Source organism: Salipiger sp. (genome assembly GCF_059781815.1).
In genome coordinates, this window is record NZ_JBYNAH010000039.1 from 1 (window position 1) to 19,442 (window position 19,442).

Genomic DNA, 19,442 nt, shown 5'->3' on the forward strand with positions numbered 1-19,442 from the left:
CATCCTCGTCACGCTCGGCGCGCCAGTCGTTGAGCCGCGCGATCTGCTCCTGCTCGACCGCCGGGTCGACCACCATGATGCCGCCATCCTCGCCGACCAGCGGCGACGGCTCGCCCTCGGTCCACTTGTTGACGCCCACGACGATGGTCTCGTTCTTCTCGATCCGGTTCAGACGCTCGGCATTGGCATCGACCAGACGGCCCTTCATGTAGTCGATCGCCCCGATCGCGCCGCCCATGCTGTCGATATTGCCAAGCTCGGCGCGGGCGCCGTCCTTCAGCGCCTCGACCTTGGCATCGACCACCGGGTTGCCGTCGAAGAGATCGCCGTATTCCAGCAGGTCGGTCTCGTAGGCGAGGATCTGCTGCATCCGCATCGACCATTGCTGGTCCCACGGGCGGGGCAGGCCAAGCGCCTCGTTCCATGCCGGCAGCTGCACCGCGCGGGCGCGCGCCTTCTTGGAGAGCGTCACCGCCAGCATCTCGATCAGGATGCGGTAGACGTTGTTTTCGGGTTGCTGCTCGGTCAGGCCGAGCGAGTTGACCTGCACGCCGTAGCGGAAGCGGCGGAACTTGGGATCCTCGACGCCGTAGCGTGTCTCGAGGATCTCGTCCCAGAGATCCACGAAGGCCCGCATCTTGCACATCTCGGTGACAAAGCGGATGCCGGCATTCACAAAGAACGAGATCCGCCCGCAGAGCGCCGGGAAATCCTCGGGCGCGACGCGGGGCTTGAGCTCGTCGAGCACCGCGATCCCGGTGGCCAGCGCAAAGGAGAGTTCCTGCTCGGGCGTCGCGCCGGCCTCTTGCAGGTGGTAGGAACACACGTTCATCGGGTTCCATTTCGGCACGTTGGTATAGCAGTACTCGGCGACGTCGCCGATCATCTTCAGCGACGGTTTCGGCGGGCAGATATAGGTGCCGCGGCTGAGGTATTCCTTGATCAGGTCGTTCTGCACCGTGCCCTGCAGTTTCGAGACATCGGCGCCCTGTTCCTCGGCCACCGCGATATAGAGCGACAGCAGCCACGGCGCGGTGGCGTTGATCGTCATCGAGGTGTTCATCTGCTCGAGCGGGATCTGGTCGAACAGGGTGCGCATGTCGCCAAGATGGCAAACCGGCACGCCGACCTTGCCGACCTCGCCCTTCGCCAGAACGTGGTCGCTGTCATAGCCGGTCTGGGTCGGCAGGTCGAAGGCCACCGAGAGGCCGGTCTGCCCCTTCGCGAGGTTGTTGCGGTAGAGCGCGTTCGAGGCTTTGGCGGTCGAGTGGCCGGCATAGGTGCGGATCAGCCACGGCCGGTCGGCCTTGGGCGCGGGGGCGCTCTGGGTGCGGTCTTTCTGGACGTCCGTCATGTCAGTCTCCGTGGGCGGATCAGAATCGTATCGGCAAGCTTGTTGCGTTCGGGACTTGGTATGCGAAATAAAATGTCTCGTCAATTCGCCGCGCTGCGGCGATGTCGGGCAGTTTTGCGCCGCAGCGTCAGGCGAAGCCCGCGACACCGCAGAATTCTACCAAGATTCGCCGATTCAGCGCTATTCTGAGCGTATTGGCAGCTGTCCGGCCGCCGGTTTGGCTTCGACATTGGTCGCAGGTTCCGGGGTTTCTGCATCTGCTCGGTCATAAAATTACAAAATGCACCTTGGTCGTTGTTGCATTGTTGCGCGGCCAGCGATATCTCCCTAGGTCGAAGCCCCGCGATTCTGCACTGCGGCGCGGGGCCGGAGACAAGACCAGACAAGATCACGAAGATCGCAACGGATTACTTGAGGAAGGAGGCCCCGATGGCTCTGGATACGCAAACCGGGATCGCGCCCTACGATGCGCCGGAAAAAGACCTCTACGAGATCGGCGAGATGCCGCCGCTCGGTTATGTGCCGAAGAAGATGTACGCCTGGGCCATTCGCCGCGAGCGTCACGGCGAGCCCGACAAGTCGTTCCAGAAGGAAGTGGTCGACACCTGGCAGATCGACAGCCACGAGGTGCTGGTTCTCGTCATGGCGGCGGGCGTCAACTACAACGGCGTCTGGGCCGGGCTCGGCGTGCCGATCTCGCCCTTCGACGTGCACAAGCAGGAGTACCACATCGCGGGCTCCGATGCCTCGGGCATCGTCTGGGCCGTGGGTGACAAGGTCAAGCAGTGGAAGGTCGGCGACGAGGTCGTGATCCACTGTAACCAGGACGACGGCGACGATGAGGAGTGCAACGGCGGCGACCCGATGTTCTCGCCGACCCAGCGGATCTGGGGCTACGAGACCGGCGACGGCTCCTTCGCCCAGTTCGCCCGCGTGCAGGCGCAGCAGCTGATGCCGCGCCCCAAGCACCTGACCTGGGAAGAGAGCGCCTGCTACACGCTGACCCTGGCCACCGCCTACCGGATGCTCTTCGGCCACCACCCGCACGAGCTCAAGCCCGGCCAGAACGTGCTGGTCTGGGGCGCCTCGGGCGGCCTCGGCTCCTACGCGATCCAGCTGATCAACACCGCCGGCGCCAACGCCATCGCGGTGATCTCGGAAGAGGACAAGCGCGACTTCGTGCTCGGACTCGGCGCCAAGGGCGTGATCAACCGGAAGGACTTCAAGTGCTGGGGCCAGCTGCCCACGGTCAACACGCCGGAATACAATGACTGGATGAAAGAGGCCCGCAAGTTCGGCAAGGCGATCTGGGACATCACCGGCAAGGGCGTGAACGTGGACATGGTCTTCGAGCACCCGGGCGAGGCGACCTTCCCGGTCTCGACGCTGGTCTGCAAGAAGGGCGGCATGGTGGTGATCTGCGCCGGCACCACCGGCTTCAACTGCACCTTCGACGTGCGCTACATGTGGATGCACCAGAAGCGCCTGCAGGGCTCGCACTTCGCCCATCTCAAGCAGGCCGCCTCGGCCAACCGCCTGATGGTCGAGCGCCGCCTCGATCCGTGCATGTCCGAGGTGTTCGGCTGGGACGAGATCCCGGACGCGCATCTCAAGATGCTGCGCAACCAGCACAAGCCCGGCAACATGTCGGTGCTGGTGCAGGCGCCGAAGACCGGGCTGCGCACCTTCGAGGAGGCGCTGGAGGCCCGCGGTTAACGGCTCCTTCACCCTGCCACTGCTAAAAACGCCCGCGAATCGTGATCCGGTTCGCGGGCGTTGCCGTTTCACGGTTGCCGGTCTTCAGAAAGGGCCCGTTCGCGCCGGCTCAGGCGCTTGCAGCGCGCGGCCCCACCGTTTCGGGGGAGGGGATTTGCGTGAATTTATCGGTAATCCAACAGCTGCTAAGCTGGTGTTTACCTTTTGTTAACTCGGTGCGGGAAACGCTTTCCATGCGACATGAATGGATCATCGACGTGTTGACCGACCTCAGGGGATATGCACGCGCCAATGCGCTCGAAGCTCTGGCAGAGCAGCTCGAGGCAGCACAGGCGGCGGCAGAGGTCGAGCTGACACCGAGTGCCGGGGGACGTGGTATTGGGACGAGTGGACAGGGGGCCTGCGGCGGGAGAGTTACTCGCCTCGCTTGAGCAGGCAGACCGGCTGGAGGATCTCCAGCAGGCATCGCACAAGATGAGGGATCGTCTGGGGATAGATCACCTCGTCTATCACTGGGTCGGCGCACAGGGCCTGCACCACGAATGCGGGACCTACTCTACAGGGTGGCTGGCGCGCTACGAAGCGCGCGGCTACCTGCGCGTCGACCCGGTGATCCAGGGCTGTGTGCAGCGCTTTCATCCGGTGAACTGGAAAGCGCTCGACTGGTCTTCGAAAGCCGCGCGCGCCTACTTGCAGGATGCCTTGCGACACGGCGTCGGCAACCAGGGCTTCACCGTGCCGATCCGCGGCCCGAACGGCCAGTTCGCCCTCTTTACCGCGAACCACAGCTGCTCCGATGCCGCCTGGACCGAGTTCACCGCCCAGCGGCGCGCCGAGCTGATCCTTGCTGCGCACAGCTTCAATGAAAAGGCGCTCGATCTGGTGCCGGGCCAGACCGTCCACGCGCCGGTCGCGCTGAGCCCGCGCGAGATCGACGCCATGCGCCTGCTTGCGGCCGGATACAGCCGCGCTCAGGTGGCGGCGGAGCTCGACATCTCGGAACACACGGTGCGGGTCTATATCGAGGGCGCGCGCTTCAAGCTCGGCGCGCTCAACACCACGCATGCGGTGGCCCGGGCGCTGAGCTGCGGGCTGATCGCGCTCTAGCGCCGTGCCGCGCGCGATGGGCTCTGGCCCTCGCCTGCGCGCGGCTTTAGGGTCCGCGCCATGGATCTGCCCGCACTGACATTCTCCGAAGACCAGGCCGAGGCCTGGGACCGCGTGGCAGAAATGCTGCGCGAGGCCGGCGTCGATCTCGACGATGGCACCGTCACCCCTGCGAAGGAGGGGCCGGGACGTGTCATGGCGCTGATGGGCAAGGCCGGCTCGGGCAAGACGCTGCTGCTTTCCGAACTCTGCAAGTCGCTGGAGGCCGCGGGCGCCGAGATCGTCTCGGGCGATTACGAGAGCCGCCGCAAGGGCGACCGGCGCAGCTTTGCGGTGCTGGCGCCGACCAACAAGGCGGCCAGCGTGCTGCGCATGCGCGGCGTGCCGGCGACGACCATCCACCGGATCATCTATACCCCGGTCTACGATCCCGAATACGAGCGCATCGCCGAATGGCTGATGGGCAATGTCGAGCAGCCAGAGATCGAGGAGCTGAGCCCCGAGGCGCTGGAGCGCGCCCAGGCCTCCTACGAGGCGCACAAGTCGGTGCCCGCGGCGCTGGCCGCCGCCGGCCTGCGCGGCAGCGATTTCATCACCGGCTGGAAGCGCCGTGAGGAGCCGCTCGACATCGGCTTCGTCGACGAGGCCTCGATGCTCGACGACCGCCAGTTCGAGGACCTGCAGGAGATCTTCCCAAACCTCGTTCTGTTCGGCGATCCGGCGCAGCTCGCGCCGGTGAACCAGTCGGGCAAGATGGTGTTCGACAGCGTGCCCGAGAGCCAGAAGCTCGAGATGCACCGCATCCACCGGCAACAGGCCGACAACCCGATCCTCGATCTCGCCCACGCGCTGGCCGACCCTGCGCTGGAGTTCCAGGAGTTCGAGCGCATGATCGAGGAGAAGGCGCGGCAGGACGATCGCGTGGTCTGGAGCCAGCGGGTCGAGGTCGACCTGATGGCGCGCTCGCCCGTCCTTGTCTGGCGCAACGCGACGCGGATCCGCCTGATCAACGCCTTCCGCGCGGTGCACGATGCCCCCGAGACCGAGCTTCTGCCCGGCGAGCCGCTGATCTGCGACGGGCTCGAGCTGCCGCTCAAGCACCGCAAGAAGCGGCTCGATCTCGAGGCGCGCGGCCTGATCAAGGGCGCGCAGGTGATCTATCTCGGACCGGGCCGCAAGCCCGGCTTCTCGCGGCTGCACGTGATGGGCGCGCCCGACCCGCAGGTCTCGGCGGCCTCGATCGTGAAGATCGAGAAGCCCGACGAGGAAGAGCCCTTCATCCCCTTCGCCGCGCGCATGGGGGCGACTTTCCTGCATGGCGCCGCGGTGACCATCCACAAGGCGCAGGGCTCGCAATGGGAGCAGGTGCAGGTGTTTGCGCCCGACCTCTTCGTCGCCGCGCGCATGGGGCGGGTCGAGGCCGGCCAGCCGCTGTGGAAACGGCTGGCCTACGTGGCGATCACCCGCGCCTCCGAGCGGCTGCACTGGGTGGTGCGCAACCGCCTGTCGCGGCCCTCGGGGCTGTTGCGTACCGATGACCTCAAGGCGCCGGCGGTGGCGCTGGAACTGGAAGCACAGGAGAGCGACCTGCTATGAGCAACGGCCTCGACACGCCCTCGAACTTTGCCCGCCATCTCGGCTACGAACTGATGGAATGGCGCGAGGATTACGCCCGCTACGAGATGCCGATCACCGAGTTCCTCGGCAATCGCGGCGGCATCCCGCACGGCGGCGTGCACGCCACCCTGCTCGACAGTGCCATGGGGATCTCGGGCTGCTGGACCGGCGACCCGGAGATCCGCAAGACGGCGCTGACCCTGTCGCTGAACGTGCAGTATATCGGCCGGCCCTCCGGCACCCGGCTGATCTGCGAGGGCTTCCGCACCGGGGGAGGGCGCAGCACCTTCTTCGCCGAGGCGGTCCTCCGCGACGACACCGGCGTGTTGGTCGCCAAGGGCACCGGCGTATTCCGCCAGCGCACCAGCTGAGCCCGTGCTTGTGGCCCAGGTTTAAGGGGGCGCTGCCCCCTCTTGGCGCAAGCGCCAATTCACCCCCGAGGTATTTTAAAACCAGAGAAGGATAGGGCGCTGCGCCCCTGTCTTCTTCTGGCCTAAAATATCCCCGCCGGAGGCAGGCCGGACTCTGCGGCCGGGCGGGCGTTGGGATCAGTAGCCGGCGGCGCGGTCCACGAGATGCAGGAGCGGCTCTCCCGCCTCGCCGCGGCGGATGTTCTCGGCGATGACGCGGGACGCGCTGGGGACACGCGTCTCGGAAGCGATGTGCGGGGTGATCGTCACCTTGGGGTGGGCCCAGAACGGATGCTCGGCTGGCAGCGGCTCGGTTCGGAAGACGTCGAGCGTGGCATGGGCGATCTGGCCGCTGTCGAGCGCGGCGATCAGCGCGTCATCGACGATCAGCGGGCCGCGGCCGGGGTTTATGATGACGGCGCCACGCGGCAGTTGCGCGAGGCGCTCGGCGTCGAGCAGGTCGCGGGTGGCCGGGGTGTCGGGGAGCAGCAGAACGAGGATCTGCGCGCTCTGCAGCGCCTTCGCGAGGCCCTCGGGGCCGTGCCGTGTCGTGATTCCGGGGGCGGTCTTGGGGCTGCGCGACCAGCCGGTGACCGGGAAGCCCAGGGCGCGCAGCGCCTCGGCGCAGGCCAGCCCCAAAGTGCCAAGCCCGAGGATGGTGACCGGGCGCTCGCCGGCCAGCGGCGGCACCACCGGGCGCCACTCCTGCGCGGGGTTGGTGATGTAGGCGTCCATGCCGAGATGGTGGCGCAGCACGTGGCCGGTGACGTATTCCACCATGCCTTGGGTCAGCCCCTCGGAATCGACCATGCGCGCCAGCGGCACGGTGAGGGTCGGGTTGCCGGTGATCTTCTCGACCCCGGCCCAGAGGTTCAGCACCGCCTTGAGCGAGCTATAGGGCGAGAAGTCCTGCAGCGACGAGCCGGGCGCGTAGACCACGTAATCCACGCTCTCGGGGACTGCCTCGCAAGCGAGCGTGTAGGCGAGCCCGGTGGCATCGAGGGCGGTGCGCAGCGGCGTCTCGTACTCGGCCCAGAGTGCGGGGCCGGCGGCGAAGAGGATGGTGATCATGTCAGCGGGGCCTGTGGATATGGGCGCTCTGCACCAGTCCGAAGGCGATCATTAGCACCAGCATCGCCGAGCCGCCATAGCTCACCAGCGGCAGCGGCACGCCGACCACCGGGGCAAGCCCCATGACCATCGACATGTTGACGGCGAAGAACAGGAAGAAGGTGAGACCGACGCCAAGGATCAGCAGCGAGGAATAGCGGTCGCGGTTCTGCAGGGCGGCGACAATGCAGAACACCAGGATCAGCAGGTAGAGCACCAGCAGGGAGAAGCCGCCGACGAAGCCGAACTCCTCGGCCAGCGTGTTGAAGATGAAGTCGGTGTGCTTCTCTGGCAGGAAGTTCAGTCGCGACTGGGTGCCCTGCATGAAACCGCGCCCGGTCCAGCCGCCCGAGCCCATGGCGATTTTGGCCTGGGTGATGTGGTACCCGGCGCCGAGCGGGTCGGTAGAAGGATCGAGGAAGGTGTCGATCCGGCGGAACTGGTAGTCCTTCAGGAGCTGCCACGGCGTGCCGCGCGACAGGAACACGGTGTAGACCGCACCGCCCGCTGCGGCGACCACGACGGCGAAATAGGCCCAGTGCACCCCGGCGAGGAACATCATCACCCCGCCCGCCGTCATCAGCAGGATGGCCGTGCCGAGGTCGGGCTGGGTCAGCACCAGGAAGGTCGGGGTGACGATCAGGATCAGCGGCGCGATCACCCAGATCGGGCGCGACACGCGCTTCATCGGCAGCCAGTCGTAATAGGCCGCCAGCGCCATAACGAGCGCGATCTTCATCACCTCGGAGGGTTGCAGCCGCATGAAGCCGATATCGATCCAGCGCTGCGCCCCCATGCCGACGGCGCCGAACAGCTCCACCGCCACCAGCAGCGCCAGCGCCGCGAGATAGATCAGCGCCGAGAGGTTGCGCCAAAGCCAGATCGGCACCATCGCGGTGATGAACATCGCCGCGAGGCCGAGGCCGAAGCGCTCCATCTGCGGCTCGGCCCAGGGCTGCAGCGAGCCGCCGGCGACCGAGTAGAGCATCAGGAAGCCGACGCAGGCCACCGCCGTGAGCAGGATGATCAGCGGCCAGTTCAGGTAGAGCACCTTGCGCCAGCCGGAGGGGACCGTCTTGACGGTATACTCGAGATAGCTCATGCGCGGCGTCCCGCCTCGGCTGCGCGCTCGGCGCGCTCGCGCTCGAGCCGTTCCTGTTGGGCCTGAATGCGGTCGCGGTCGCCGGCAGGGTAGGCCTCGAGCGGCGGCGTGCCCTTGTAGAGCGCCTGCAGCGTGATGTCGCGCGCGATCGGTGCGGCGGTCGAGGATCCGCCACCGCCGTGCTCGACCACCACCGACACCGCGATGCGCGGCGCCTCGTAGGGGGCGAAGTTCACGAAGAGCGCGTGGTCGCGCTCTTCCCAGGGCACATCCTGGTTGCGCACCACGCGGTTGAGCACCTGGCTGGTGCCGGTCTTGCCGGCCATGCGCATATCTTCGGCGATGATGCGCGAGCGATAGGCGGTGCCCCGGCGGTTGTTGGAGACGATGAACATCGCCTTCCGGATCATCTTGAGATGCGCCGGATCGATATCGAGCGGCTCGCCGGCGCGCGAGGGGGTCTGCATCCCGCCGACGCTGCGAACCAGACGCGGCTGCACGGCGCGGCCTGTCGCCACGCGCGCGACCATGACGGCCTGTTGCAGCGGCGAGGTCAGCACGTAGCCCTGCCCGATGGAGGCGTTCACCGTGTCGCCGATGCGCCATTCGGCGTCGCGCTCGCGGCGTTTCCACTCCTTGTCGGGCATCAGCCCGGCGGTGACCGCCGACATCGGCACGTCGGGGGCGGCGCCGAGCCCAAGCTTGCGGCCCATCTCGGCGATGCGGTCGATGCCGACCTTCAGGGCGAGATCGTAGTAATAGACATCGCAGCTGTCGCGCAGGCTCTGCTCGAGGTTCACATGGCCGTGGCCCGAGCGTTTCCAGCAGTGGAACCGGCGCGAGCCAACCTCCATGTGGCCGGGGCAGTAGACCGTCTCGTCGGGGCCGACGAGACCGGCATCGAGCGCCGCCAGAGCGGTGACGATCTTGAAGGTCGAGCCCGGGGGATAGGCGTCCTGCACGGTCTTCGAGGCCAGCGGGCGGTGGTTGTTCTCGCGCAGCACACCGTAATCGGCGACGGAAATGCCGCGCACGAACTTGTTGGGGTCGTAGGAGGGGGCCGAGGCGATGGCGAGCACGTCGCCATGCTCGAGATCCATCACCACCGCCGAGGCGCTTTCCTCTCCGAGCCTTGCCTTGATGTAATCCTGCAGCTCGCTGTCGACGGTGAGCTGCATGTCGGCGCCGGCCTCGCCCTCGCGCCGGTCGAGCTCGCGCATGACGCGCCCCACGGCGTTGACCTCGACCCGCTTGGCGCCGGCGGAGCCGCGAAGCTGTTCCTCGAACTTGGCTTCGATGCCGACCTTGCCGATCTGGAACCGCGGGATGCGCAGCACCGGTTCGGGGTCTTCGTAGCGGGCAAGATCGCGCTCCGAGACCGGGCCGACATAGCCCACCACATGGGCGAAGGTCTCGCGTTGCGGATAGACCCGGCTGAGGCCGACCTCGGGGGTGACGCCGGGCAGGGCAGGGGCGTTGACCGCGACGCGGCTGATCGCGTCCCAGCTCACCCGGTCGGCCACGGTGACCTGAAGGAAGGGCGGCGACGTGCGCATCTCTTCCAGCGCGCGCTCGACATCCTCGGGCTTGAGGTCGACCAGCGCCGAGAGCCGGCCGATGACGTCCTCGACGTCGCCGGCATCCTCGCGCCGCATGGTGATGCGGTAGGTCTGCTCGTTCTCGGCGATGACCCGGCCTTCGCGGTCGAAGATGCGGCCGCGGGACGGCGGGATGAGGTGGATGTTGATGCGGTTCTCTTCCGCCATCAGGCGGAATTCGGCGGCCTGATCGACCTGCATGTGCCGCATGCGCAGCCCCAGCACCCCGGCAAAGGCGATCTGGGCTCCGCCCAGCAGCAGGCCGCGCCGGGTCATCCGGCGGCTGCTTTCGGCGCTGTCACGCGGTGTGCGTCTCACAGGCTTCTCCCGGCATGATCGAAATCGCCCGGCGCCAAGCGGCGCACTCCGAGCAGACCCTGCGACAGGATCACCACCAGCGGATAGACCGCGACGGTGGTGGCATATCGCATCAGGGTCAGGAAAGCGGTTCCGGTCGGCACGATCAAGAGGGCAAGCACAAGGCGATACGCGATCGTGATCGCCAGCAGCACCACGGCGACCCGCAGCCATTCCATCAGGAAGGTGGTCTCGCGGTCGCGACGGTCGCGCGACTTGAGGAACTCGGTGGCCATCAGCATCAGCGCCGCCCAGAGCCCGGGCGGGCGCTGGAACAGGATGTCGGCCAGCAGCATGACGCCGGCAATCGACAGCGCCGGAACATAGTCGGGCCGGCGCAGCACCCATGCAAAGCACAGGGCCACGAGAATGTCGGGGCCGGCGAAGCGCGGCGGCATCATGTCGAGCGGCAGCAGGCGATAGAACATCACCACCAGCGCGATCCCGACAAAGGCCGCGCGCATGATCCAGATGCGGGCGGGGCGGGCCTCAGCCATCGCCTGGCGCCTCTTCCGGCGGCAGCGGCGCCTCGGTGCCCGGCGGTACCTCGGGCAGGATCAGCGCCGAGGGCGAGCTGACCCGGCGCGCGCCGTGGTCGCGCAGGACGCGCAGGAACTCGAGCCGCTCGTAATCGGCGGCGAGGCGCACCCGCAGGCGGCCGCCGGGGTCCTCGGCCACCTGGCCGATCAGCAGCCCCGGCGGGAACACCTCGCCATCGCCGCTGGTGACGATGCGGTCGCCCGGGCGCACCTGGTCGGGATCCTCAAGGAAGTCGATCGGCGGCGCGGCGGAGTTGTCGCCGGTGATCAGCGCGCGCTGCCCCGAGGGCTGGATGATCGCCGGGATGCGGCTGGTGGCGTCGGTGAGCAGGATCACCCGGCTCGTGTTGGCCCCCACGCCCGAGATCCGCCCCACGAGGCCGATGCCGTCCATGGTGGCCCAGCCGTCGACGATGCCATCGCGCGAGCCCACGTTGATCAGCACCGACTGCCGGAACGGCGAGCCGCTGTCGGCCAGCACCACGCCGGTGATGTAGGTCAGCCGCGGGTCGAGCCGGACGTTGTTGAGATCGCGCAGCCGGGCGTTCTCCTGCTCGAGCTGCAGCGCGGCCTCCTTCCAGGCGGTCATCCGGCGCAGCTCGCGGCGTAGCTCCTGGTTCTGATCGTAGATGCGCTGGTAGCTCTGGAAATCGCGCAGGATGCGTACCGCGCCGGTCACCGGCGCCATCGCCCAGTCGAAGCCCGGCATCACCGTGTCGACGATCTGCGCCCGGAAGCGCTCGGCCCGCGGGCTGTCGATGCGCCAGAAGATGAACAGACCCACGAGGCACAGCAGCAGAACCGCCAGAAGCAGGCGCTTCAGCGGACCGGCATAGTCCTCGGAATTGGTCCCGTGCTTCGCCATTCAACTCATCTTAGCGTCGGCGGGCGGCGCCGCGAAGGGCCGTCACGAATCGTAGTCGATGGCGTGACGCAGCTGCTTTTCGTATTCCAGCGCCTTGCCGGTGCCGAGCGCCACGCAGTTCAGGCTCTCGTCGGCGATGGACACCGCCAGCCCGGTCTGCTCGCGCAGCGCCAGGTCGAGCTCGCCCAGCAGCGCGCCGCCGCCGGTCAGCATGACGCCACGGTCGACGATGTCGGCGGCGAGGTCCGGCGGGGTGGCCTCGAGCGCGGTCATCACCGCCTCGCAGATCGCCTGCACCGGCTCGGAGAGCGCCTCGGCCACCTGGGCCTGGCTGATCTCGGTTTCCTTCGGCACGCCGTTGAGAAGGTCGCGGCCGCGGATCTGCATCGACGAGCCACGCCCGTCATCGGGCATGCGCGCCGTGCCGATCGAGGTCTTGATGCGCTCGGCGGTGGATTCGCCCACGAGCAGGTTCTGCTGGCGGCGCAGATAGTTGACGATGGCCTCGTCCATGCGGTCACCGCCGACGCGCACCGAGCGCGCGTAGACGATGTCGCCCAGCGACAGCACCGCCACCTCGGTGGTGCCGCCACCGATATCGACCACCATCGAGCCGGTCGGATCGGTGATTGGCATGCCGGCCCCGATGGCCGCGGCGATCGGCTCGGCGATGAGCCCGGCCTTGCGGGCCCCGGCGCTCAGCACCGACTGGCGGATGGCGCGTTTCTCGACCGGGGTGGCGCCGTGCGGCACGCAGACGATGATCTTCGGCTTCGAGAAGGTCGAGCGCTTGTGCACCTTGCGGATGAAGTGCTTGATCATCTCCTCGGCGGTGTCGAAATCGGCGATCACGCCCTCGCGCATCGGCCGGATGGCCTCGATCGAGCCGGGGGTGCGGCCGAGCATCAGCTTGGCATCCTCGCCCACCGCGAGCACCTTCTTGACGCCGTCTTTCACGTGGTAGGCCACCACGGACGGTTCGGACAGGATGACCCCGCGTCCCTTGACGTAGACCAGCGTGTTCGCGGTCCCGAGGTCGATTGCCATGTCCGCCGAGAAGGCGCCCATGAGTCTGTCCAGTCCAAACATATAACGTCCTGCCCCAATGATAGGATGGGCCTGCGACTCTACCCGAGCCCAAGCCGGAGCCCTTATAGGACTGCTTGGGCGCTGGCGAAAGGGGCTGGGAGGCGCAAATCAGCGTGAAACCGCCGCAGCACACGCTCGCGTGTAAACGGCGTGCAGTTGGCTGTTTCCCCGCAGGGCCTCCGCCCGACCTCGCCGTGTCCTCGACGCTGACGGTCGCGGCTGCGGCCGGCGCGCTCTTGTTGCCCCGCGCCCGGGCTGGCATAGCTCTGGGGAACGCAAGCAAGGGGACAAGGCATGGGACTGACCGTCTATCTTTCCGGAGAGATCCACACCGACTGGCGCGAGCAGATCATCGAGGGCGCGCAGGGGCTCGACGTGACCTTTTCCGCGCCGGTGACCGATCACGCCGCCAGCGACGATTGCGGCGTGGCGATCCTCGGGGCCGAGGAGAGCAAGTTCTGGCACGACCGCAAGGGCGCGCAGGTCAACGCGATCCGCACCCGCAAGGGCATCGCCGATGCCGATATCGTGGTGGTGCGCTTCGGCGACAAGTACAAGCAATGGAATGCCGCCTTCGACGCGGGCTACGCCGCCGCCCTCGGCAAGTCGCTGATCATCCTGCAGCCCGCCGAGCATGACCACGCCCTCAAGGAGGTCGACGCCGCCGCCCTCGCGGTGGCCCGCCAGCCCGGCGAGGTGGTCGAGATCCTGCGCTACGTCCTGACCGGCACCCTGCCGGGCTGAGCCTGCAGACAGGGGCGCCCCCAACCCCTGCCAGGCCGGGCAAAGGCGCGCCCCTGTCTTCTCTACGTCGCAAAATACTCCCGCCGGAGGCAGGCCCTCCGGCGCCACCCGCACCACGTCGGGCAAGGCCGCCCCCCCCCCAACCGCCCGCCCTCTCACACCGCCCGGCAAAGCCACGCCCGCAGCTTCTCTACGTCCAAAAATACTCCCGCCGGAGGCATGCCCGAGCGTGCCGCCTGCGCATCGCCGGGGCAGCGCTTCTCCTTCCCGCTTCCCGCGGCGCGCCAGCCGTGGCAAGATCGCGCGGCGGTTGTGCCGCGATGCAGCAGAGCCGGGTATCATCAGTGTCAGTCATCACAAGGAACGTGACCGTGATCAACGAATTCAAGGATTTCATCGCCAAGGGCAACGTCATGGACATGGCGGTGGGGATCATCATCGGGGCGGCCTTCACCGCCATCGTGCAGTCGCTGGTGGGCGACATCCTCAACCCGATCATCGCGCTGTTCACTGGCGGGATCGATTTCACCGGCTGGTTCTACGCGCTCGACGGCAATGAGTATGCTTCGCTCGATGCCGCGACCGAGGCCGGCGCGCCGGTCTTCGCGGTGGGCAAGTTCATCATGGCGGTGATCAACTTCTTCATCATCGCCTTCGTGGTCTTCATGCTGGTGAAGATGGTCAACCGGGTGAAGGCCGCCGCCGAGAAGCCCGACGAGGTCGCGCCCGAGGTCAAGACCGGCCCGTCCGAGCTCGACATCCTGATCGAGATCCGCGACGCGCTGAACAAGTGAGCCGGGCGGGCGCCCTTTGGGGGCGCCTAGCCTTTCCACCCGCGCAGCCCGGCTTCCCGCTTCGCCCGGTTGCGCGGCGCGGGTCGCTTCGCTAACAGACCCGGACCAGCGAAGAGGGTGCCATGAGCCGAGCCATCAAAATCGCCTGCGGCAGCGTTGTCGTGGGCCTCGTGGTCCTTGCGATCAAGACCCTCGCATGGTGGCTCACCGGTTCGGTTGCGCTGCTCTCGGATGCGCTCGAGAGCATCGTCAACGTGGCGACGGCGCTGGCGGCGCTGGTGGCGCTGCGCATCGCGGCGCAGCCGGCGGACGCGGATCACCCGTTCGGGCATCACAAGGCCGAGTATTTCAGCGCCGTGCTCGAGGGCGTTCTGATCATCGTCGCGGCGATCCTGATCCTGCGCGAGGCGTGGAGCGCCTGGCAGGCGCCACGGTTGATCGAAGAGCCCTGGCTCGGGCTCGGCATCAACCTCGTGGCCAGCGCGATCAACGCGGTCTGGTCCTTCGTGCTGATCCGCGCGGGCCGAAAGCTCTTCTCGCCGGCGCTCGAGGCCGATGGCAAGCATCTGCTCACGGATGTCTTCACCTCCGCCGGTGTCACCGTCGGCATCGTCGCGGCGGTGCTGACCGGCTGGAGCTGGCTCGATCCGGCGCTGGCGGCGCTGGTCGCCGTGAATATCCTCTGGGCCGGCTGGCAGGTGATGCGCCATTCGGTTGGCGGGCTGATGGACGCGGCGGCGCCGGAAGGCGAGCTCGAGCAGATGCGGGCGCTGATCTCGGCCAATGCCGAGGGCGCGGTCGAGGCGCATGACCTGCGCTCGCGCCGGGCGGGCAGCGCGCTTTTCGTCGAGTTTCACCTCGTGGTGCCGGGCGAGATGACGGTGGACGCGGCGCATGACATCTGCGACCGCATCGAGCACGCGCTGCACGCGAGCTTCGAGGGCAGCCGGGTGACGATCCATGTCGAACCCGAGCACAAGGCAAAGCACAGCGGCATCGTGGTGCTCTGACCTCCGAGCGCGGCCGCGCTCATTCAGGGCAGGCGGTCAGCACGTGCCGGCGTCCGTCAGGCGCCGGCACACTACTTGCTCAGAGAACGCTCTCCGGCGCCACGACATCGCGCCCCAGCGCCTCGGCCACGGGCGCATTGGTGAGCTGGCCCGCGTGCACGTTGAGCCCCGCCAGAAGGTGGCGATCCTCGGCGCAGGCCTGTTTCCAGCCCTTGTTCGCCAGCGCCATCACGAAGGGCAGGGTGGCGTTGCCAAGCGCGATGGTCGAGGTGCGCGGCACCGCGCCGGGCATGTTGGCGACGCAGTAATGCTGGATGCCGTCGACCTCGTAGACCGGATCGTCATGGGTGGTCGCCCGCGAGGTCTCGAAGCAGCCGCCCTGATCGATCGCCACGTCCACCAACACCGCGCCGTGCTTCATCAGCCCGAGCATCTCGCGGCTGATCAGCTTGGGTGCGGCAGCACCGGGGATCAGCACCGCGCCGATCACCATGTCGGCCTCGGGCAGCAGCTCGACCAGCGCGCCCTCGGTGGAGTAGCGGTTGCGGAAGGTGGTGCCGAACACGTCATCGAGATAGCGCAGCCGCGGCAGCGAGCGGTCGAGCACGGTGACATGCGCACCCATCCCGGCGGCGATGCGGGCCGCGTGGGTGCCGACATTGCCGCCGCCAAGCACCACGACGTTGGCCGGGCCGACACCGGGCACGCCGCCCATCAGCACGCCACGCCCGCCATTGGCCTTCTGCAGCGACCACGCCCCCATCTGCGGCGCGAGCCGCCCGGCGACCTCCGACATCGGCGCCAGCAGCGGCAACCCGCCACGCTCGTCGGTCACCGTCTCGTAGGCGATGCAGGTGGCCCCCGAGGCCAGCAGATCGTCGGTCTGGGCGGGATCGGGGGCGAGGTGGAGATAGGTGAAGAGCAGCTGCCCCTCGCGCAGCATGGCGCGCTCGGCCGCCTGCGGCTCCTTGACCTTGACGATCATCTCGGCGCCGTCGAACACGTCCTTGGCGCTGGCCACGATGGTGGCCCCGGCGGCGGTGTAGTCGGCATCCTCAAAGCCCGCGCCGAGCCCGGCGCCGCTCTGGATCAGCACCTCGTGGCCCTGCGACACCGCCTCGCGGGCGGCGTTGGGCGTCAGGCCGACGCGGAATTCCTGCGCTTTGACCTCTGTGGGGCATCCGAGTTTCATGGCTGAGTCCTCCCTAAGTTCTCTGCCTGAATCGTGACAGCGGTGGCTTGCAATTTCCCGCCGGATTTGCTGCGTTGCGGCCGGGGTTCTTCGCAGAACCTTCGACGAATTGCGCCTTTCTTGAAAGAACCTGCCATGGACCTCGACGATATCGACCGCCGCATCCTGCGCGTGCTGCAGAAGCAGGGGCGCATGTCGAATGCCGAGCTCTCCGAGCAGGTGCATCTCTCGGCCTCGGCCTGCCACCGCCGGGTGCAGCGGCTCGAGAGCGAGGGCATCATCCGCGGCTACGTGGCGCTGCTCGACGCGCGCAAGATGAACATGCCGACCACGGTGTTCGTCGAGATCACGCTCAGCGCGCAGGCCGACGAGGTGCTCGAGGCTTTCGAGAAGGCGGTGGCGCGGATTCCGGACGTGCTCGAGTGCCACCTGATGGCGGGCAGCGCCGATTACATCCTCAAGGTCGTCGCCGAGGACACCGAGGATTTTGCCCGCATCCACCGCCAGCACCTGACCCGGCTTCCGGGCGTGGCGCAGATGCAGTCGAGCTTCGCGCTGCGCACCGTCTTCAAGACCACTGCCCTGCCGGTCTGACCCGCCCCGGTTGCGCGAACATGCCGCAGCGTCCGCATGGGCAGTTGCACGGGCTTCAATTGTCTGACATATCAAATGTCAGACAATTGAAATGGGCGCCCTGCGCGCCGGGGGAGGGCAGCATGTCTTGGGATCACGTCATCATCGGAGCCGGCAGCGCGGGCTGCGTTCTGGCCAAGCGGCTGGCCGAGGCCGGGCGCCGGGTCCTGCTGCTCGAGGCGGGCGGGCGCGACACCTATCACTGGATCCACATCCCGATGGGCTACCTCTACTGCATCGACAACCCGCGCACCGACTGGTGCTACCGCACCGCCCCCGATCCCGGGCTCAACGGGCGCGCGCTGCTCTATCCGCGCGGCAAGGTTCTGGGCGGCTGCTCGTCGATCAACGGCATGCTCTACCTGCGCGGACAGGCGGCGGATTACGACGGCTGGCGCCAGATGGGCCTGACCGGCTGGGGCTGGGACGACGTGCTGCCCTATTTCAAGAAGAGCGAGGATTTCGTCGAGGGCGAAAGCGAGATGCACGGCGCGGGCGGCGAGTGGCGGGTCGAGAACCAGCGCCTGCACTGGCCGGTGCTCGACGACTGGATGGAGGCCGCGCACGAGGCCGGGCTGCCCAAGGTCACCGATTTCAACACCGGCGACAACGAGGGCGTGGGCTATTTCCGCGTCAACCAGCGCAACGGCTGGCGGATGAACACCGCCAAGGCCTTCTTGCGCACCACCGACAGTGAAAACCTCCGGGTCGAGACCCACGCCCATGTCACCGGGCTGATCTTCGAGGGCAAGAAAGTCGTGGGCGTCGCCTACGAGCAGAACGGCCAGCCGCGCGAGGCGCGCTGCGGTGGCGACGTGATCCTCTCGGCCGGCGCGGTGAACTCGCCGCAGCTGCTGCAGCTCTCGGGCATTGGCCCGGCGGAGGAGCTGCGCGCGCATGGCATCGAGGTGAAACACGACGCGCCGGGGGTGGGCGGCAACCTGCAGGACCACCTGCAGCTGCGCTGCTCGTGGCGGCTCACCGGGGCCAAGACGCTCAACCAGATGGCCAACTCGCTGATGGGCAAGATGGCGATCGGGCTGGAATACGTCGCCCGGCGCTCTGGGCCGATGTCGATGGCCCCCTCGCAGCTCGGCGCCTTCGCCAAGTCGCGCGAGGGGCTGGCCACGGCGGATGTGGAGTTCCACGTGCAGCCGCTGTCGCTCGACGCCTTCGGCCAGCCGCTCCACAGCTACCCGGCAATCACCGCCAGCGTCTGCAACCTGCGGCCCGAAAGCCGCGGCACCATCCGGCTGGCCTCGAACGACCCGAAGGACGCGCCGATCATCGCGCCGAACTACCTCTCGACCGAGGGCGACCGCCGCGTCGCGGTGGACAGCATCCGCCTGTCGCGCCGCATCATGACGCAAGGGGCGATGGCGAAGTATACCCCCGAGGAGATCAAGCCGGGGGCGGAGTACCAGACCGACGAGGAGGTGGCGAAGGCTGCAGGCGATGTCGGCACGACGATCTTCCACCCGGTGGGCACGGTGCGCATGGGGACGGACGGCGCGGCGCCGCTCGACGCGGAATGCCGGATGAAGGGGCTCGCCGGGCTGCGCGTGGTCGATGCCAGCGTCATGCCGACGATCACCAGCGGCAACACCAACTCGCCGACCATCATGATCGCCGAGAAGGCGGCGGATATAATCCTGCGTGGGTGAGGTGGGCGCTCCTGCCTTGGGCTTGCGCTTGTGGAGGCGTTGGATGCCTCCGGCGGGAGTATTTTTGACGTAAAGAAGGGCAGAGCGCCGTGCGGGGCGGATGGGGTTTGCTCTTGGGGCGCTTGTTGGGGTGTGGCACGGGGAGAGCCCAGCCGGGGTGGGCCTGGCGGGGCTGGGTGCCTCCGGCGGGAGTATTTGGGGCGTAGAGAAGAGCAGGGCGCGATGCTGGGGCGGTTGGGGCCTGCTCTTGGGGCGCTGGTTGGGGGCGTTGCTCGGCGGGAGCCCGGCAGGGGGGGGCTTGGCTTGGTGGGGTTGGTGCCTCCGGCGGGAGGACTTTGGACATAGAGAAGACGCGGGGCGGTCAGTCCTGCTTGGGTTTGTCGTCGTACTGGCCCGAGAGGATGCGGGCGGCGTTGCCCTCGGGGTCGTCATACTGCTTCGTGCGCACGGTGATGACGAAGAACAGCAGGCCCATGCCGCCGAGGAAGAGCGAGATCGGGATCAGGTAGAGCAGGATGTTCATGGCGGGTCCTTGTTGAGA

General features: G+C 67.6%; 18 protein-coding genes. 9 read left to right on the top strand and 9 right to left on the bottom strand.

Going from position 1 to position 19,442, the window contains the following annotated elements:
• A partial coding sequence (locus AC6RA4_RS06575) for a methylmalonyl-CoA mutase family protein (RefSeq protein ID WP_500158603.1) occupies positions 1–1,354 on the bottom strand: 1,354 nt, incomplete at its 3' end.
• Positions 1,355–1,783: 429 nt separating this feature from the next.
• Here AC6RA4_RS06575 and ccrA point away from each other — a divergent pair.
• From ccrA to AC6RA4_RS06595, 4 genes are all read left to right on the top strand, one after another.
• The gene (gene ccrA, locus AC6RA4_RS06580; RefSeq protein ID WP_500158604.1) at positions 1,784–3,070 is read left to right on the top strand and encodes a crotonyl-CoA carboxylase/reductase; all 1,287 of its coding nucleotides are present in this window, start codon (positions 1,784–1,786) and stop codon (positions 3,068–3,070) included.
• Positions 3,071–3,457: 387 nt separating this feature from the next.
• Positions 3,458–4,177, top strand: a complete 720-nt coding sequence (locus AC6RA4_RS06585; RefSeq protein WP_500158650.1) for a helix-turn-helix transcriptional regulator — start codon at positions 3,458–3,460, stop codon at positions 4,175–4,177.
• A gap of 60 nt (positions 4,178–4,237) precedes the next feature.
• Positions 4,238–5,773: an ATP-dependent DNA helicase gene (locus AC6RA4_RS06590; protein ID WP_500158605.1), complete on the top strand. Its 1,536-nt coding sequence runs from the start codon at positions 4,238–4,240 to the stop codon at positions 5,771–5,773.
• A complete protein-coding gene (locus AC6RA4_RS06595) occupies positions 5,770–6,165 on the top strand; it encodes a PaaI family thioesterase (RefSeq protein WP_500158607.1) in 396 nt (131 codons plus the stop codon). Before AC6RA4_RS06590 ends, AC6RA4_RS06595 begins: the two co-directional genes overlap by 4 nt.
• A gap of 177 nt (positions 6,166–6,342) precedes the next feature.
• Here AC6RA4_RS06595 and AC6RA4_RS06600 read toward each other — a convergent pair whose 3' ends face one another.
• The 6 genes from AC6RA4_RS06600 to AC6RA4_RS06625 are packed head-to-tail and all read right to left on the bottom strand — an operon-like array spanning position 6,343 to position 12,864.
• Complete coding sequence (locus AC6RA4_RS06600) at positions 6,343–7,275, bottom strand: 2-hydroxyacid dehydrogenase (RefSeq protein ID WP_500158609.1); 933 nt, start codon at positions 7,273–7,275, stop codon at positions 6,343–6,345.
• A 1-nt stretch (position 7,276) separates the two neighbouring features.
• Positions 7,277–8,416, bottom strand: a complete 1,140-nt coding sequence (gene rodA / locus AC6RA4_RS06605) for a rod shape-determining protein RodA (RefSeq protein ID WP_500158611.1) — start codon at positions 8,414–8,416, stop codon at positions 7,277–7,279.
• The gene (gene mrdA, locus AC6RA4_RS06610; RefSeq protein ID WP_500158613.1) at positions 8,413–10,332 is read right to left on the bottom strand and encodes a penicillin-binding protein 2; all 1,920 of its coding nucleotides are present in this window, start codon (positions 10,330–10,332) and stop codon (positions 8,413–8,415) included. Before mrdA ends, rodA begins: the two co-directional genes overlap by 4 nt.
• A complete protein-coding gene (locus AC6RA4_RS06615; protein WP_500158615.1) occupies positions 10,329–10,868 on the bottom strand; it encodes a rod shape-determining protein MreD in 540 nt (179 codons plus the stop codon). Before AC6RA4_RS06615 ends, mrdA begins: the two co-directional genes overlap by 4 nt.
• Positions 10,861–11,775, bottom strand: a complete 915-nt coding sequence (gene mreC, locus AC6RA4_RS06620; protein ID WP_500158617.1) for a rod shape-determining protein MreC — start codon at positions 11,773–11,775, stop codon at positions 10,861–10,863. Before mreC ends, AC6RA4_RS06615 begins: the two co-directional genes overlap by 8 nt.
• A 42-nt stretch (positions 11,776–11,817) precedes the next feature.
• On the bottom strand, positions 11,818–12,864 hold the full coding sequence (locus AC6RA4_RS06625) for a rod shape-determining protein (protein ID WP_222602814.1): 1,047 nt from the start codon (positions 12,862–12,864) through the stop codon (positions 11,818–11,820).
• A 294-nt stretch (positions 12,865–13,158) separates the two neighbouring features.
• Here AC6RA4_RS06625 and AC6RA4_RS06630 point away from each other — a divergent pair, with 294 nt between their 5' ends.
• The 3 genes from AC6RA4_RS06630 to AC6RA4_RS06640 all read left to right on the top strand — a co-directional run bounded on the left by AC6RA4_RS06630 (position 13,159) and on the right by AC6RA4_RS06640 (position 15,412).
• Complete coding sequence (locus AC6RA4_RS06630) at positions 13,159–13,608, top strand: YtoQ family protein (RefSeq protein ID WP_500158619.1); 450 nt, start codon at positions 13,159–13,161, stop codon at positions 13,606–13,608.
• 371 nt (positions 13,609–13,979) lie between these two features.
• Positions 13,980–14,402 (top strand): large conductance mechanosensitive channel protein MscL, encoded by a 423-nt coding sequence (gene mscL / locus AC6RA4_RS06635; RefSeq protein ID WP_500158621.1) that lies wholly within the window; start codon positions 13,980–13,982, stop codon positions 14,400–14,402.
• A 122-nt stretch (positions 14,403–14,524) separates the two neighbouring features.
• The gene (locus AC6RA4_RS06640; protein ID WP_500158623.1) at positions 14,525–15,412 is read left to right on the top strand and encodes a cation diffusion facilitator family transporter; all 888 of its coding nucleotides are present in this window, start codon (positions 14,525–14,527) and stop codon (positions 15,410–15,412) included.
• 79 nt (positions 15,413–15,491) lie between these two features.
• On the opposite strand, the gene ald is transcribed toward AC6RA4_RS06640, so the two are convergent.
• Positions 15,492–16,604, bottom strand: a complete 1,113-nt coding sequence (ald, locus tag AC6RA4_RS06645) for an alanine dehydrogenase (RefSeq protein ID WP_500158625.1) — start codon at positions 16,602–16,604, stop codon at positions 15,492–15,494.
• Between the two features lie 135 nt (positions 16,605–16,739).
• Between ald and AC6RA4_RS06650 the strand changes: the two genes are divergently transcribed.
• Together AC6RA4_RS06650 and AC6RA4_RS06655 are read left to right on the top strand one after the other, a co-directional pair.
• Positions 16,740–17,198: an Lrp/AsnC family transcriptional regulator gene (locus AC6RA4_RS06650; RefSeq protein WP_500158627.1), complete on the top strand. Its 459-nt coding sequence runs from the start codon at positions 16,740–16,742 to the stop codon at positions 17,196–17,198.
• A gap of 122 nt (positions 17,199–17,320) precedes the next feature.
• Complete coding sequence (locus AC6RA4_RS06655) at positions 17,321–18,901, top strand: GMC family oxidoreductase (RefSeq protein WP_500158629.1); 1,581 nt, start codon at positions 17,321–17,323, stop codon at positions 18,899–18,901.
• Between the two features lie 361 nt (positions 18,902–19,262).
• Here AC6RA4_RS06655 and ccoS read toward each other — a convergent pair whose 3' ends face one another.
• Positions 19,263–19,424, bottom strand: coding sequence for a cbb3-type cytochrome oxidase assembly protein CcoS (gene ccoS, locus AC6RA4_RS06660; RefSeq protein WP_007793324.1), 162 nt, complete (start codon positions 19,422–19,424; stop codon positions 19,263–19,265).
• Positions 19,425–19,442 lie beyond the last annotated feature (18 nt).

Excerpts from the sequence above, each read along its gene's own strand:
- ccrA (WP_500158604.1), top strand. The coding sequence starts at position 1,784 with ATGGCTCTGGATACGCAAACCGGGATCGCGCCCTACGATGCGCCGGAA.
- AC6RA4_RS06590 (WP_500158605.1), top strand. The coding sequence starts at position 4,238 with ATGGATCTGCCCGCACTGACATTCTCCGAAGACCAGGCCGAGGCCTGG.
- AC6RA4_RS06595 (WP_500158607.1), top strand. The coding sequence starts at position 5,770 with ATGAGCAACGGCCTCGACACGCCCTCGAACTTTGCCCGCCATCTCGGC.
- AC6RA4_RS06600 (WP_500158609.1), bottom strand. The coding sequence starts at position 7,275 with ATGATCACCATCCTCTTCGCCGCCGGCCCCGCACTCTGGGCCGAGTAC.
- rodA (WP_500158611.1), bottom strand. The coding sequence starts at position 8,416 with ATGAGCTATCTCGAGTATACCGTCAAGACGGTCCCCTCCGGCTGGCGC.
- AC6RA4_RS06615 (WP_500158615.1), bottom strand. The coding sequence starts at position 10,868 with ATGGCTGAGGCCCGCCCCGCCCGCATCTGGATCATGCGCGCGGCCTTT.
- mreC (WP_500158617.1), bottom strand. The coding sequence starts at position 11,775 with ATGGCGAAGCACGGGACCAATTCCGAGGACTATGCCGGTCCGCTGAAG.
- AC6RA4_RS06625 (WP_222602814.1), bottom strand. The coding sequence starts at position 12,864 with ATGTTTGGACTGGACAGACTCATGGGCGCCTTCTCGGCGGACATGGCA.
- AC6RA4_RS06630 (WP_500158619.1), top strand. The coding sequence starts at position 13,159 with ATGGGACTGACCGTCTATCTTTCCGGAGAGATCCACACCGACTGGCGC.
- AC6RA4_RS06640 (WP_500158623.1), top strand. The coding sequence starts at position 14,525 with ATGAGCCGAGCCATCAAAATCGCCTGCGGCAGCGTTGTCGTGGGCCTC.
- ald (WP_500158625.1), bottom strand. The coding sequence starts at position 16,604 with ATGAAACTCGGATGCCCCACAGAGGTCAAAGCGCAGGAATTCCGCGTC.
- AC6RA4_RS06650 (WP_500158627.1), top strand. The coding sequence starts at position 16,740 with ATGGACCTCGACGATATCGACCGCCGCATCCTGCGCGTGCTGCAGAAG.
- AC6RA4_RS06655 (WP_500158629.1), top strand. The coding sequence starts at position 17,321 with ATGTCTTGGGATCACGTCATCATCGGAGCCGGCAGCGCGGGCTGCGTT.
- ccoS (WP_007793324.1), bottom strand. The coding sequence starts at position 19,424 with ATGAACATCCTGCTCTACCTGATCCCGATCTCGCTCTTCCTCGGCGGC.